Annotated in this window: 11 protein-coding genes; 3 read left to right on the forward strand and 8 right to left on the reverse strand. The window is 69.5% G+C overall.

What is annotated here, in order from left to right; genetic code table 11:
* Positions 1–12: 12 nt before the first annotated feature.
* The 6 genes from ACIBK4_RS49780 to ACIBK4_RS49805 all read right to left on the reverse strand — a co-directional run bounded on the left by ACIBK4_RS49780 (position 13) and on the right by ACIBK4_RS49805 (position 6,931).
* Positions 13–1,278, reverse strand: a complete 1,266-nt coding sequence (locus ACIBK4_RS49780; protein WP_399006706.1) for an ABC transporter substrate-binding protein — start codon at positions 1,276–1,278, stop codon at positions 13–15.
* A 225-nt stretch (positions 1,279–1,503) separates the two neighbouring features.
* Positions 1,504–3,378, reverse strand: a complete 1,875-nt coding sequence (locus ACIBK4_RS49785; protein WP_399006728.1) for a glycoside hydrolase — start codon at positions 3,376–3,378, stop codon at positions 1,504–1,506.
* An 11-nt stretch (positions 3,379–3,389) separates the two neighbouring features.
* Positions 3,390–4,649, reverse strand: coding sequence for an ROK family transcriptional regulator (locus ACIBK4_RS49790; protein ID WP_399006708.1), 1,260 nt, complete (start codon positions 4,647–4,649; stop codon positions 3,390–3,392).
* A 127-nt stretch (positions 4,650–4,776) separates the two neighbouring features.
* Positions 4,777–6,021 carry an FAD-binding protein gene (locus ACIBK4_RS49795; protein ID WP_399006710.1) on the reverse strand — a complete coding sequence of 415 codons (1,245 nt, stop codon included), beginning with the start codon at positions 6,019–6,021 and terminating at the stop codon, positions 4,777–4,779.
* Positions 6,018–6,344 carry a hypothetical protein gene (locus ACIBK4_RS49800; RefSeq protein ID WP_399006712.1) on the reverse strand — a complete coding sequence of 109 codons (327 nt, stop codon included), beginning with the start codon at positions 6,342–6,344 and terminating at the stop codon, positions 6,018–6,020. Before ACIBK4_RS49800 ends, ACIBK4_RS49795 begins: the two co-directional genes overlap by 4 nt.
* Positions 6,345–6,349: 5 nt before the next feature.
* A complete protein-coding gene (locus tag ACIBK4_RS49805) occupies positions 6,350–6,931 on the reverse strand; it encodes a TetR/AcrR family transcriptional regulator (protein ID WP_399006714.1) in 582 nt (193 codons plus the stop codon).
* A gap of 127 nt (positions 6,932–7,058) precedes the next feature.
* Between ACIBK4_RS49805 and ACIBK4_RS49810 the strand changes: the two genes are divergently transcribed.
* The 3 genes from ACIBK4_RS49810 to ACIBK4_RS49820 all read left to right on the forward strand — a co-directional run bounded on the left by ACIBK4_RS49810 (position 7,059) and on the right by ACIBK4_RS49820 (position 11,081).
* Complete coding sequence (locus ACIBK4_RS49810) at positions 7,059–7,718, forward strand: pyridoxamine 5'-phosphate oxidase family protein (protein WP_399006716.1); 660 nt, start codon at positions 7,059–7,061, stop codon at positions 7,716–7,718.
* Between the two features lie 317 nt (positions 7,719–8,035).
* Positions 8,036–9,355, forward strand: coding sequence for a radical SAM protein (locus tag ACIBK4_RS49815; protein ID WP_399006718.1), 1,320 nt, complete (start codon positions 8,036–8,038; stop codon positions 9,353–9,355).
* Positions 9,356–9,569: 214 nt separating this feature from the next.
* Positions 9,570–11,081 carry a cellulose binding domain-containing protein gene (locus ACIBK4_RS49820; protein ID WP_399006720.1) on the forward strand — a complete coding sequence of 504 codons (1,512 nt, stop codon included), beginning with the start codon at positions 9,570–9,572 and terminating at the stop codon, positions 11,079–11,081.
* 100 nt (positions 11,082–11,181) lie between these two features.
* On the opposite strand, the gene ACIBK4_RS49825 is transcribed toward ACIBK4_RS49820, so the two are convergent.
* Both ACIBK4_RS49825 and ACIBK4_RS49830 read right to left on the reverse strand, forming a co-directional pair.
* Positions 11,182–13,284 (reverse strand): DUF4157 domain-containing protein, encoded by a 2,103-nt coding sequence (locus ACIBK4_RS49825; protein ID WP_399006722.1) that lies wholly within the window; start codon positions 13,282–13,284, stop codon positions 11,182–11,184.
* Positions 13,285–13,483: 199 nt separating this feature from the next.
* Positions 13,484–14,716 (reverse strand): hypothetical protein, encoded by a 1,233-nt coding sequence (locus tag ACIBK4_RS49830; RefSeq protein ID WP_399006724.1) that lies wholly within the window; start codon positions 14,714–14,716, stop codon positions 13,484–13,486.
* Between the last annotated feature and the right edge of the window lie 253 nt (positions 14,717–14,969).

Genomic DNA, 14,969 nt, shown 5'->3' on the forward strand with positions numbered 1-14,969 from the left:
CTCTCCGCCGGCCTATCCGAAGAGCTTCTTGAGCTCGACGTTGACCTTCTTGTCGCAGGCGTCGAGCGCGGCTTCCGGATTGCCGTTCTTGCGGACCGAGTTGGCGATCACGTCGGCGAACGCGGTGAGCATGGTCTGGTCGAAGCCGATGTTGTCGAAGTGGCCGTAGTCGGTGAAGAGCTTGACGCCCTCGGCGGGCAGACCGGACTTGAGCTTCGTGGCCTCGTTGGCGATCGAGGTGCGTGGCGGGATGTGGAAGCCGTAGGACAGCGCCCAGTCCTCCTGGTACTTCTTCTGGTCGATCCACAGCCACTTGACGTATTCCTTGGCCGCCTCGACGTTGTTGCCCTTGGCGTTGACGAACATCGACCAACCGCCGTTGTACACCGACTGCTTGCCGCTGCTGCCGACGCTCGGGAAGGGGAAGATTCCCAGGTCGTCGCCGAGCGCCTTCTGCATCGCCGGCATGGACCACATGCCGCCCCACTGGATGGCACACAGTCCCTGGTTGAGTGAGGACGGGTCCCAGAAGTCGGTCGGGGCGTCGAGCAGCACATGGCCGCTGGTGAACAACTGGCGGAGCTTCTTGAGGCCTTCGACGACCCCGTCCGTGTGGTACGCGATCTGGTTGTTGGCGTCGAGTGTGTCGGCGCCGGACGACCAGATGATCGGGTTCTGGACCGCGGTGAAGTCGTTGCCGAGGTAGGCGCCCTTGACCTTGCTCGTGGTGAGCTTGGCGGCGGCCTCCAGCAACTCGTCGAGGGTGGTGGGGACTTCGACCTTGGCCTTCTCCAGCATCGACTTGCGGTAGTAGAAGAACTGCGGGTCGTCGATCATCCGGATGCCGTAGACCTTGCCGTCCACTGTGTGCGACTTGATGTCGGCCGGATTGAAGTCGGACTTCACCGGGTCGATGATGTCGCTCAGGTCGGCCACCTGACCGCTCTTGACCAGCTGCAACTGCGGGTGGAACTCGAAGACGTCGGGCGCCTGCTTGGTGAGCAGGGACGAGAAGAGCTTGGCCTCGAAGTTGGTGCCGGTGATCCAGTTGGTGGTCACGTTGGCCTTCGAGTACGCCTTCGCGTACCGCTTGATCGCCTGCTCGGTCCCCGCCTCGCCGTAGGCGTGGAAGTACTGGACGAGCTGCTTGCCCGAACCGGAGCCCCCGCCCCGCCCGTTGTTGCCGCCACACGCGGCCAGCGTGCCCGCCGCGGCCATCCCCGCGGCCGCCCGGAATATCGATCGGCGGGACCAGTTGCTGTTGCTCATTGCCGACATGGTGACGTCCTTGTCTCTCGCGCGGCTGCGGCTCCACGGCTCCACGACTGAGTGGCGGCCAGTGGCTCAATTCGAGGTGCGGTGCGGGACGTTAACCTTCGCCTAAGCCTTCGGCAAGGGGTTGGACGAAGTCTGTTCGAAGCGTTGTGTAGCGTTCGGAATACCGGACGTGACAAAGGCGCGGGTCGCCGTGGAGGCGACCCGCACCCTGCACTCAGGTGGTCATTACACCTTTGACCAGGCCTCGTTGGCCCCGCCGTTGCAGCTGTAGAGGATCACCTTGCTGCCGTCTGCGGTCGCCTGCCCGCTCACGTCCAGGCACTTCCCGGACGCCTCGCTGAGGATCTGACCGTTGGCGTTCAGGAGCCATCGTTGGCCTGGGTCGCCCGTGAAGTCGGCGGCGGTCGTCAGTCCCGAACTCCCCGCCGTCAGATACCCGTTGGCGGTTTTCAGGCCGCCCTTCGCGTCGTACGACCACGCCTGCCCGGCCCCGCCGGTGCAGGTGGCGAGCGCGGCTCCCGAGGTGTCGGCGGTCAGGCACTTGCCGGACTGGTTGCCCTGGAGGGCGCCGGTGATCGCCGTCGAACTCCCGTGTCCCTTAACGCCGTTGACGCCCTTGCGGTCCTTCTGGTCGAAGACGTACGTCGTGATCGAGCGGGCGGCGAGCGACGCGGACACCGTCGAGCCGCTCACGTCCGGCGCGGCGACCTTCGCCCAGTTCTCCGTGGCCGAGGTGCGGACCGCCTGCGTCGCGCGCACCGGCACCTTGCTGTTGAAGTGCAGATTCAGCGAAGTGGCCGTCGTGTTCTGGTTGTTGACCACGACGACCCACTTGCCGTCCCGGTCGTAGGAGCTGACCTCGACACCGCTCGGCGCGCCCGTCACGTTGTGCGCGACCGAACCCGGGGTCACGAACTTGCTGTACTGGCCGAGCGCGTAGTACCGCTTGGTGAAGTACAGGGTCTGGTTGCCGTTCGTCGCGTAGTCGGGGTCGTAGTAGATCAGCCCGTCGTTCCAGCCGGTGTCGTTGCGCGCGGTCGGGTCCGTGCCGTAGCCGCTGGCCAGGGCCACCCACCACTGGAACGCCGAGTCGTGCGAGGTCGCGAAGTCCTTGTAGATGATCCGGGACATCAACAGGGCGTTGTCGATGGTCGGGTCGTACTCCTGGTTCCAGCCCGTGGTGCCCTTGCCGAAGCAGCAGATCTCGGTCGCCCAGGAGGGCTTGCCGACCGTCTTCGCCGTCTCGTAGACGTTGCCCAACTGGCCGTCGTTCGGGTTGTTGTACGTGTGGTGCGCGAGCTTCGACACGTACTGCGCGGTGTCCGGCTGCGAGATCCACTGCGGGACCTCCGTGCTGAAGCTGACCGTGCTGCTCGACTCGTCGGCGATGATCGAGGTCTTCTGGTGCCGGGCCCGCTGCTCGGCGCCCAACGCCCGCACGATGTCGTCGCGTTGGTCGACGGTGACCTGCATGCCCTCCTGGCCGCAGTCGCCGAAATTGTTGTTCGGCTCGTTGAAGGGGCTGATGTAGTCGAACTTCGCGCCCTGCTTCGCGAAGTGGGCGGTGACATCGGCGATGTACTTCGCGTAGTCGCCCTCGTTCTCCGGCTTCAACTGCCCGCCGCAGCTCTGCCCGTTGGTCGTCCACTGCGAGGGCGCGCTGTTGACGAACCCGATCAGGTCCTGGACGCCGTACTGCGCGGCGTACTTGAGGAACGCCCGCCCGCCCTTGTCCTTGCTCCAGTCGTACGTGCCGTCGGCGTTCAGGAAGTCCTGCGCGGCGCGGGCCGGGGTGGTGACCGCGGTGCCGCCACCGCCGATGTTGTAGCGGTACGAGGAGAGGTCCAACCCCTTGGAGGAGAACAGGAGTTGGGCCACCCGGGCCTGGACGGCCGGCGTGAAGTGCTGGAGGTCGTTGACCCACCAGGCGCCGGACGCGCCGATGTTGTCGATGGTCTGGGCCGCGTGGGGGGAGACTTCGGCCGGTGCGACGCCGTCGGCGGTCGCGGGCGGCGCGGAGAGCAGGGCCCCGGTGACGGCGAGCGCGGCTGCCGCTGTCGCGAGGATCGTTCTCCTGGGGTGGGGGTGAGTCACGTGCATCCCTTCCGTCGTCATGAAGGTGGTGCGATACGGCTCCTTGCGGGGGTGGTGCGCTTGCCTGCCCTCTGTCCGGCCGACTGAAGTGCCCCTTCCAGCGCGAACGTTGCCGCGCCCAGGCACGCCGGGTCGGTGAGAATGGGGGAGAGGACGATCCGGGTGGCGGCGAACGGCCGCCTGAGCGCGTGCCGTTGGACGGCCTCGCGCACCTCGTGCAGCAGGGGTTCGCCGAGCGTGCGGGCGACCCAGCTGCTGAGCACGACGACTTCGGGGTTGAGGATGTTGACCAGGTTGGCGATGCCCGCGCCGACGTAACGGGCCGTCTCCCGCACGACTTTGAGGGCGACGGGGTCGTTCGTGGTCACGCCGTGGGCCAGGGCGTCGATGGTGGCCGTCTGGTCCTCCGGGTGCAGCAGCGGGCTGCGCGGGCTCAACTCCCTTAGGTTCAGCATGATTCCGGGCGCTCCGACGTACGCCTCCACGCACCCGTGGTTGCCGCAGCGGCACAGGCGTCCGTCCAGGACGAGCGTCGTATGGCCCCACTCGCCGGCACTGTTGCTCACGCCCCGGTACAGCGCCCCGCCGAGCGCGAGCCCCGCGCCGACCCCGGTCCCGAGGTTGACCACCACCGCGTCCCCGCGCCCGCGTGCCGCCCCGAACCACATCTCCGCGACCGCGCAGGCGCGCAGCGGATTGTCCAAGTACAGGGGGTAGGCGATGACTTCGGACAGCAGGTCGAGCAACGGCACGTCGTGCCAGTCCCAGTTGGGCGCGTACTCCGAGACACCGGTGTCGCGGTCCACCTGCCCCGGCACGCTCACCCCGACTCCGAGCACCCGCGCGCCCTCGATGCCGGCCTGCGCGACCACCGAGCCGACGGCGGCGGCCACATGGCTCACCACCTGCTCCGGCAGACTCTCGCCGGGGCGCATGTCCTCGTCGGCGCGGGCCAGCACGTTCAGTCCCAGGTCGAAGAGTTCGACATGGACGTACGTCTCCGCGATGTCGACGCCGATCAGCGCGCCCCCCGACGCGTTGACCGCCACGAGCCCCCGGGGGCGGCCGCCCGCCGAGTCCTCGAAACCGACCTCGGTGATCATGTGGAGGTCGAGCAGCTCCCCGACGAGCGTGGCCACCGTGGCCAGGCTCAGCCCGGTGGCTGCCGCCAACTCCTGCCGGGACGTGGGTGATTCGGCGATGATCTGGCGCAGTACCTCGTAACGGTTCGCGGTTCGGATGTCGCGTGATGTGCGCTTCACCGGAGTGACCGCCATCCCTCCCCCTCGCATCATGCCGAGGCACGACGGCACCGGCGCGCGGCAAGGCTATGGGCAGCGGGTGACGTTCGACAAGGGGTTAGGAAAGGGGCTGTACAAAGTCGCCGCCCGGCCGGTCGCGTGGTCAGTCGCCGATGACGTCCCGGACGAAGGAGTTGGCGAATTTGCCCTCCGGGTCGAGGCCCCGCGCCAGCGCCGAGAAGTCCCCGAGTCGCGGATAGCGCCCGCGCAGCACCTCCGCCGGAGTGGTGAACACCTTGCCCCAGTGCGGCCGCGCGTCGAAGGCGTCGAGTGCCTCCTCCAGCCGGCGCACCACGGGCAGTACCGTCTCGGTGTCCTCGATCCAGGTGAAGTGCAGGGCGACCGTGTCCCGCCCGTACGAGGGGCTCAGCCACTGCGCGTCGGCGGCGACCGTACGCACTTCGCAGGTCTGCAGTACACCCGCGACGGTCTCCCGGATGCCGTCGACCGCATACAGCGCGTCGAGTGCCGTCGACCGCGGCAGCAGATACTCCGACTGCAGCTCCGCCCCGCTGCTCGGCGTGAACTCCGCCCGGAAGTGCGGCAGTCGCTCGTGCCACGGCCCCGCCACCCCGAGCTGCTCGGTGGTGTTGACCGCCGGCATCCCCGGCACCGGGTGCAGCGCCACCGTCGCGGGCGCGGCCCACGGGAAGTCGGGCAGCGGCTGATCGGTGCGCCGCTTCAGCCACACCTGCCGGAAGCCCGGCTCCCGCCAGTCGGTGAACAGACTCACGCTGTACGCCGACGCCGCCACCGTCTCGAAGTCCAGCCCGGCGAGGGGGAGTTCGGTGAAGACGTGCTGCTCGACCTCGAAGGCCGGCTCCAGGTCGAGCGTGAGCGAGGTGACGACACCGAGCGCGCCGAGCGAGGTCACGGCGCCGTCGAAGCGGTCGTCGCCGCGCGCGATCGTGACCGTGGAGCCGTCCGCCGTGACGATCTCGACCTCGCGGACGGCCGACGCGAGCGAGCCGTTGCGGACGCCCGAACCGTGCGTGCCGGTCGCCACCGAACCGGCCACCGAAATGTGCGGCAGGGACGCCATGTTGGGCAGCGCGAGCCCGTGCGCGTCCACCCGGCGGGCCAGCTCCGCGTACCGGACGCCGCCCGAGACCCGTACCGTACGGGCCGTGGTGTCCACGTCGAACTCCGGCGGCAGCGCGGCGATCGACAGCAAGGTGCCGTCGGGGCCCGGCTCGGCGATGTCGTTGAAGGAGTGGCCGCTGCCCAGCACCCGTACCCGCGCGCTCTCGGCCACGAGGGCCCTGAGGGCGTCGAGTGTGCGCGGGCGGTGGAGTTCCTTCGCCACGTAGGTGATGTTGCCGGCCCAGTTGGTGAGCGTCTCCGTCATGCCTGCCGTCCCTCCGGGAGCGTGCGTTCGCGTGTTCTGCCCCAGGGGTCGGTGTGCCACAGCCGGGCGTGGATCAGCCCGACGAGGAGGACTCCTGCTGCTGCCGCAGCATAAGTCGGCAGCGGTTGTGCCTGCGTATCGGTGTAGTGCCAGCAGACGGCGGCGGCGACGATCAGCACCCAGCCGGAGAGGACGTTGGCGGTGGCGGAGGGCCGGAACGGGCCCGGGCTGATCGCCTCGCCGGTGCTGCCCATGACGTAGTACGGCAGGCCGTCCCCCGCGCAGAAACCGGCGGCGAAACCGAGGGCGATGGTACCGATCATGGTGCTCAACTCCTGTGTGGCGGCGGGGTGTTCCTTCGGTCCGGTGCGCTGTTCTTTGGGCCCGACGCGCTGTCGAGGCCGCTCATGACGAGGTCGACGAGTCGGCGCAGCCGGCCCCGGAGCACCTCCGGGGTGCCGTCGGACTGGCCGATGCCGACGGTCGAGGCGAGCAGGAGCGCGGCGGTCTCGCGGGGTTCGGGAGTTCCGGCGAGCAGTTCCCCCAGCGCGTCGACCAGCCCGTCCTCGACCGAGGTCAGCCCCATCCCGGCGGCCTCCACGATCAGCTCCTGCCGGAACCGCGCCTCGGTGACCCCGATCGCCGTCTCCAGCTTCACCGCGAGCACGCCGCAGACCTGGTCGGCCGGTGTCCCCTCGGCGTCGCGGGCGCGGTGGGCGGCGGCCGTCATGAGGTCGGTGACCCGGGCGGCGACGGCGGCGAAGACGTCCTGCTTGTTCGCGAAGTGCAGGTACAGCGCGGGCCGGGACACGCCCGCGGCCCGCGCGAGGAGTTCCATCGAGGTCTGCCGGAACCCGTACCGGCTGAACACGTCGACGGCCGCCGTGACGATGTCGTCCCGCTTGCTCATGCTGACAATTCTGACGAGAAATGTCAGAGACGTCAATGCTTCGGATTTCGTCGCGGTGGTGCCGCGCAGATGCGCTATCCGATAGAGATATGGCGTTTCATGTACGTCATCGGTAGCCTCCGTGGGTATGACCGATCGCCTCCCGCAGACCGACCTGACCCGGCACCGCCGCCTCGCCGAACAGGGCAGCCTCGACCGTGCCGACCTGGACGCGATCCTCGACGCGGGTTTCGTCTGTCACCTGGGGGTCGTGATCGAGGGACGGCCGGTCGTAGTCCCCACGGTGTACGGGAGGTACGGGAGGGAGCTGTACTTCCACGGGTCCGTCGCGAGTCGTAGCCTCACGGGCGGTACCCCCGTCTGCGTCACGGTCACCCACGTCGACGGCCTGGTCCTGGCCCGGTCGGTCTTCGAACACGGGGTCAACTACCGCAGCGCGATGATCCACGGGGTACCCCGCAAGGTCACCGACCCGGAGGAAAAACTGGCCGGCCTGCGCCGCCTCACCGAACACGCGACGCCCGGCCAGTGGTCGTACGCCCGACAGCCGAACCGCAAGGAACTCGCGGCCACCACCCTGCTGGCCCTCTCCTTGGAGGAGGCCTCCGTCAAGATCCGCACCGGCGCCCCCGACGACGCCGACGGCCCCGACGCCGAGCTGAACCTGTGGGCGGGAACCCTCCCCCTGACCTCGACCTGGGGCACCCCCGTACCGGACCCGGCCCTGCCCCCGGGCACCCCGGTGCCGGACCACATAGCGACCCGCGAGGGAACCAGCCAGGCCTGACCAGGCAAGGATCTCCGCCTGCGCCTGTGATATTCCGCCCCACCCCCACTCCCTAAGGGGCGCGGGGAACTGCGCACCCAGCCGCAACGCACCCGCAGCCCGCAAACAACCAGAGCTCCCACCCCCGACCCGGCCACCCAGCCGCAACGCACCCGCACTCTGCAAGCACCCCGAGCCTCCACCCCGACCCGGACGCCCAGCCAAACCCACCCGAACCGCACCACACCGACCCCCGCTCCTTCCGCCCAACCGCCGGAGGCATACCGTGAGGAGTCGGTACGCCTGAGCAGGGCGCCTGAGCCGGGAGGAGATACGGGATGGGCAGCCGCACCGCGCTGGTCGAGGATCTGATGGAGCGCTTTCCGCATGTGCCGCGGGAGGCCGTCTTCAAGGAGGACCTGCTGCGCGGGGGTGTCGCCTTCGACCCGTCCGCGCTGAGCGACAACGAGGGCGGTGAGGTGAAGCCGAAGTCGTACTTCATCTTCTCCTTCGACCACGGCACCCTCCCCGAGCTGGGCGAGGCCGCGCTGCGGCGCCCGCCGGAGGAGATCATCCTTACGGGTGGCCCGTACGACCTGCGACGGACCGTCGTCTCCGTGCGCGTGAACCCGACCTCGCCGTACCGCGTGGCCTCCGACGACGACGGAGTCCTCGGGCTGTACCTCGACGGCAAGCGCATCGCCGACGTCGGGGTGCCGCCGATGCCGGAGTACTACAAGCACAAGCTCGCCAACGGGAAGTCCGTCATGGAGGTCGCCCCGACCATCCAGTGGGGCTACCTGATCTACCTGACCGTCTTCCGCGTGTGCCAGTACTTCGGCGCCAAGGAGGAGTGCCAGTACTGCGACATCAACCACAACTGGCGCCAGCACAAGGCCGCCGGGCGGCCGTACACGGGCGTCAAGGACGTGGAAGAGGTCCTCGAAGCGCTGGAGATCATCGACCGGTACGACACCGCGAAGACCTCGACCGCCTACACCCTCACCGGCGGTGCGATCACCAAGACCGTCGCCGGGCGCGACGAGGCCGACTTCTACGGCCACTACGCCAAGGCCATCGAGGAGCGGTTCCCGGGGCGGTGGATCGGCAAGGTCGTCGCCCAGGCGCTGCCCAAGGACGACGTGCAGCGGTTCAAGGACTACGGCGTGCAGATCTACCACCCCAACTACGAGGTGTGGGACGAGTATCTGTTCAAGCTGCACTGCCCGGGCAAGGAGCGGTACGTCGGCCGCGCCGAGTGGCACAAGCGGATTCTCGACTCCGCCGAGATCTTCGGCGCACGCAATGTGATCCCCAACTTCGTTGCCGGCGTGGAGATGGCGGAGCCGTTCGGCTTCAAGACCGTCGACGAGGCGATCGCGTCGACGACCGAGGGGCTGCGCTTCTTCATGTCGCAGGGCATCACGCCCCGCTTCACCACCTGGTGCCCCGAGCCCACCACCCCGCTGGGCAAGGCCAATCCGCAGGGCGCTCCGCTGGAGTACCACATCCGGCTGCTGGAGGCCTACCGCGCGACGATGGAGGACTTCGGCCTCAAGTCCCCGCCCGGATACGGCGAACCGGGTCCCGGCCGCGCCGTTTTCTCCGTCAGCTCTTTCATGGACAGTCTCCCGGCGGAGGAGCCCGCGTCTTTGTAAGGTAACGGTGTGGCCAACTCCTGCGACGGGTGAGCCGGAAGGGGCTCGGACACGTACAACTGCACAGAGGCGACGGACAGTCACCGCAATTGAATACGCGGCTTGTCAGTTGTGTGGGATGCGTGAAAGGCTCTGGCCCTGTCACGAGGCAGCCCCCCTCCAACTCGCTTACTGTCAGAGCTAGTTGGCCGTCATTCGTGGATGCAGGAGACCCATGCCCGACCTGCCGACTCCTCAGGACGCCGCTGAGGCAGCGCTCTTCACCGAGAGCTGGGACGCCGTGCTGTCCTACGCCGACCTGTGCACGTCCGGTGCCGCCTCGGCCACCGAACTGGCCGGCGAGGCCTTCGCACTTGGCATCCAGGAGGCCCGTTCCGCCGGGTCCGGTCCGATGCGCGGACCGGCCCGCCGGGTGCTGCCGGTGATACCGCTGCTGCTCACCGCCGTACGCACCACGGCGGCCACCTGGGAACTCGCCGGGCGGGGGCACCGGCTCGACCCGGACCTGCGGCTGTGGCTCAACTCCGAGAAGGCCGCCCGGTATCACGGCATGCCGTTGCAGCGGCCGATCGCCCTGCGCGGGCTGCGGGACCTCCAGGAGGCGGACGCGGCGCTGCTGTGGCTGGCCGAGGTGGAGGCGCTGCCGCTGACCGTCGTGGCCCGCCGGCTCAGCCTCGACCCGGCCGTCGTCTCCAGTGAACTCGCCCAGGTACGGGCCCTGTTCAGGGACCGCTGCCACCGCAACCACCTCGACACCCCGATGGACGCGGAGTGCCGCAGCTACGCCCGGCTGCTGGACGCGGTGACCCGTTCACCGGCCGCCGACACCCCCGAGGACCTCTCCCGGCACCTCGCCACCTGTGTGCAGTGCGCGGAGGCGGCCGCCTGTCTGCGGCTGGCCGGCGGCGGACTGCCCGCGGCCCTCGCCGGTGGGGTGATCGGCTGGGGCGGGCTCGCCTATCTGGAGCGCCGCCGCCGGGCCGCCGAGGTGCGGCTGGGCGCGGGGCGTCCGGTGGCCGAACTGGAGGCGGGGGAGCCGAAGGAGGGCGCGAGCAAGGCGCGCCTCGTCCGCAACAGTCTGCTCGCCGCGGCCGTCCTGCTGTCCCTGGTGGCGCTCGGGGTGTCGATGATGCCGATGGGCGGCTCCGGGCACGACAACGTGGCCGGCGACGACACCGGCACCCAGCCGGTGGGGGATCCCGCGCCCACCCTGTCGTCGATCGGCGCCCACCCCTCGGGCACGGCCTCGTCGTCGACGCGGCCCACGACGAGCAGCACGGCGACGGACTCCGGCGACAAGAACCCGGACACGGAACCCCAGGGCACCGCGTCGGCCACGGCGAGCAACTCGCCTGATCCGACGAAGAGTTCGGGCTCCGGGTCAGGTTCCGGATCGGGTACGACCACGCCGGCCACCTGCGACGTCACCTACGACCTGGTGAACCAGTGGCCCGACGGCTTCCAGGCCGCCATCACCGTCACCACCACCAAGGCCCTCGACACCTGGCGCGTCGCCTGGTCCTACCGCGACGGCCAGCAGGTCACCCAGATGTGGGACGCGAGCGTCGCCCAGGACGGCTCCCGGGTCACCGCCACCGCCGCCGACTACAACAAGAACGTCGCCGCGGACGGCAGCTTCACCTTCGGCTTCCTCGGCACGTGGAACAACAGCAAGAACTCGGCGCCGTCCGGCTTCACGCTCAACGGGGCCTCCTGCAGCAAGTAGCCCCGTCCGCCCGGCTGTTCATGCCGCCGCTCGTCCGACTGTCACCCGCCCCGGTACGTTCTCCGGGGCGGGTGACGGCCGTAGAGGACGAACTACGCGCTCATGAACCGGTGTTGGTGCGCTTGCCGATCAAGTCCCGGTACAGGGCCGCGCGTTCCTCGTCCGTCTTGGCCTTGGCGAGTTCGGCCTTCCAGTCCTTCTCCAGGTTCTTCAGCTTCTGCACCCAGTCGCCGAACTTCTCCAGGTCGACATGGCGTTGGCTCGAACCGAGGGAGGCGTTGCCGCCCGGCTTGTCGTCCTTGTGGCCGCCGAACTGGCTCACCGGGTTGCTGTTCTTTTCGCTGCTGGTGATGCCGTGCTTGTAGCCGTCGGGAGTCCTGCCCCCGGGCCCGGCGGTCTCCAGGCCGACCTGAAGTCCGCCGTCGCGCTCGTCCGTCGGGTGCTTGTACCCCATGAACATGTGCCCGTAAGACTCGTTCGGGAGGATGGTGTCGCCGTGGTAGTCGGCGTTGCCCATGCCTCCCGCAGCCATGGGCAGACCGTAGAGGTGGGTGCTGGGATCGAACCAGTTCTGGACGGTGGCCCCGATCTCCCCCTTCTCCACGAACTCGCCCCGCGTTCCGTCCGCCTGGTTGTTGTCGCCGATGTTCAGGTGATGCGTGCCGAACCTGCGCCGGTACACCGGCTTCTCGGGCGTCGATGTGGACTCCCAGGGCTTCCGGTTCTCCTTGGTGATGTGGAGCCACTGGGGCAGCTCGTATCCGTGCTGACCGTCGGCCAGTTGGGGAATGCGGATGTTGACGCGGCCGCCGTAGGCCAGCGCGTGGGCGACGTCGTCCTTGAAGTCCTCGTGCATGCCGGTCTCCGGGTTGAAGACCTGCAGCCCCTCCTTCAGGATCAGGAAGATCTTGGTCAGCACCTCGGTGCCGCGCGCGACCCGGTCCCGGTGCTTGGCGGCGTCCGGTACGTCGTCGCTGATACCGGGCGGGAGCATGGTCGTCACGAAGGTCTGGAAGATCTGCTCGTTCCGTTCCCCCGTGAGCTGTGCCTTCTCGGTCTCCGGGGTCTCCGCGTCGTGCATGGCGTGGTGGCGGGCGAGTTGGTAGTCCGAGCGGGTGGGTTTGTCCGTCGACTTCCCCTCGGCGCGGTCCGCGACCTCCTGCCGCCAGCGCAGGCTGGCGATGAGGAGGCGCTTACCCTCCGGCTGCTGGAGCCAGTTGTGGAAATCGCCGGCCTTGAGGTACGCGTCGGCCTCGACGGTGCTGCACATCCCCACGGTCTTCAGCCACTTGGGGTCCTCGGACTCCACGGCCCTGATCGCGTCGAGCTCCTGGTCCGTGAAACTCGGGCCGCTGCGCACCCGCGTGTGGATGACCGCCCGCACGTCCTTGTTCCTGATCGCTTCCTTGTCCCTGACGAGCAGCCCCGCCAGCCGGGCGATGGCCGGCTGCGAGTCCTGGATCGGGGGTGAGGACGAGGCCGGGGGCGGAGTCGTGCTCTGGGCCGGCGGCGTGGTCGACGGTCCGGGCCGGTCCGCCCGCTGGACGGAGACGTCCCCGGCCACACTGCGCTGCACCGCCCCACCGGGTAACTCGGCGCCGGGCAACGACAGTTCGGGGGCGGCACCCCGGGCCAGCTTTCGGCCGTTGGCGCCGGCGCTCCGCTCGAACGGGTCGTCCGGGTGGGAGACCTTCTCGCCCCGGCCGTTGTCCTTGCCGGGCACGGGCCCCAGGGCCTGCTGACGTACGTGGTCGACCTCTTCGTACATCACCTCGTCCTCGACGCGCCGGTCGCCGAGCACGATGTGCGAACCGGTGGTGTAGGCCAGCGCGCCGAGTTCCTCGGCGGAGCGCTGGGCGACGGGGTTGTCGTGCACGCGCACATGCCCGAAGTCCATGTCGTAGGCCCGCTCGGCCCGTTGGAGGATGCGGGGCTCCAGGGGGCGCCCCGGGGAGCCGACGGCATCGACGACGGACGCCCGGCGCTGCACGGGAACGGCCCCCTCGCCGGCACGCACCTCGCTCCCACCGTCCTGCTCTTCGCCGCGCTGCTCGTCCCGGGCCCGCTGGATCGCGCGGGTCACCGCGGCGTTCCCGGCGGCCTGTTGGAGGGCGGCGAGCGGGGGGAGGGCGGCGGCGGGGCGAGGCGCGGGGCGTTTGCCGGTGCGGTCACCGCTCGGGCGGTTCTCTCCCTGGATGCGCATGTGCGGTTCCCCTTTGGTCGGCGGGTGCCCTTGCCTGATACGGGTGCTCTTCCCTCCTACCTGATGGGCGGGCGGGGGTGGGCAGTCCGTAGGGGCAGAATCGGGGGCAGACTTGCCGTCGACCGAACAGGGCCCTGGCCGGCGCACCGTCGGCGCCCAGGAGGCGGCCGTTGCGGTGCGCGTGGCCAGGGCCCCGGTGTCAGGCCTGGTTACGGCGGCGGCGCAGCGCGGTGAAGGCCAGTGCGCCGGTGCCGGCGGTGATGAGGCCCGTCGCGGCCAGGGCGGTGGCCGAGACGCCGCCGCTTCCGGTCTTGGCGAGCTGGGTGGTCGCGCCCGAGGTCGTCCCGGAGACGGTTCCGGAGGAGGTCGTGGTGGCGGCGGGGGTGGTGGTCGAGGTGGGCGAAGCGGACGGGGTGGCCGAAGTGCTCGGGGTGGCCGACGGTGTCGGGCTGGTGGTGCCGGTGCCGGCCGCCTTCACGGTGATCGACGCCGACGCTCCGCAGAACGTGGTGCCGGTGAACGGCGTCGAGCCCTGGTTGACGAACGCGCAGGGGTGCACGGTGGTCTTCCCGGCGGGCGTGTTCTTGAGATAGCTCACGCGGAACTTGGCGGCCGAGTCGCCGTGTGCCGCCAGGGCGGAGTCCCTGCCGGTGATGGCGAAGCCGTACACGTCCGGTTCGGCGGGGGCGGTGATGGGCTTGAGCGTCTTCCAGGTGCCGGAGCTCAGCACCTGCACGGTGGCGTAGCGGCTGGTGAACAGGACGCCCGTCACGTTCTCGTACGCCGAGGCCGTGGGGTTGGACACCGTGGCGCCGAAGGTCACCCCGGGGCCGCCCGCGGTGGCGGTGGCGGGCACACCGGACAGGCCGGCGGTGAGTCCGTCGACCTTGACGGTGTCCTCGTCGGTGTCGTTGGCGGCGCCCGAAGTGCCGTAGGAGATGAGGGTGTTGAGCTTGAGGTGGTCGGTGCCGCCGTTGCTGTCGCCGTGGTGCGGGGTGCCCATGGGCAGGCCGAGGCGCAGGTCCACGGTCCGCGACTGGGCGGCGGCCAGGGCGAAGGACTCCGGCAGTTCGCCGGAGAACCGCGTCCCGGTCAGTGTGAGCGGCACCGTCTTCCATGCCGTTCCGCTGAGCCGGTACTGCAGGCTGAGGGCGTTCGGCGGCAGGCCCGCGCCGCCGTCGATGTGGTAGATCAACCGGGCCGAAGTGGTGTCCTCCGTACCGACGTTGGAGGCGGTGGTGGTGAACGCGACCGGTTGACCCCCCAGTCCGATCTCCGCCGGTGCCGCGGTCGAGACGGCGAGTGCCGGCGGCTGCGAGTCCGCCGTCGCGGCGGTGGCCGCCGGCGCCAGGACGGCCCCGGCACCGGCCAGCAGCAGGCCGGCCCCCGTGACCGTCACGGACGAACGCAGCGTGCGTGCAGTGCTGTTCAACGTTTCCCCCAGGATGCGTATGCGGCGCGGCCAACGGCCACGCCCCGGACGGCGAGCCGAACAGCCCCCCGTTCCCGCACAGTTGGACATGTTGATCCGGCATCCCGTTGTGGCGCCTTGTGCGACGGTTCTGTCACCGAACGGTTGGGGTTTCGTGCGGGGGGGTGCCTCTATGTCTTTCGTCAAGCGAGGCGTGGGGTTCTGGGTTCGTAGAAGGTGCCGTCGCGGAGCATCGCGAACAGGACGTTGATGC

Origin of the sequence: Streptomyces sp. NPDC050528 (assembly GCF_044457795.1) — a bacterium.
Taxonomy (GTDB): domain Bacteria; phylum Actinomycetota; class Actinomycetes; order Streptomycetales; family Streptomycetaceae; genus Streptomyces.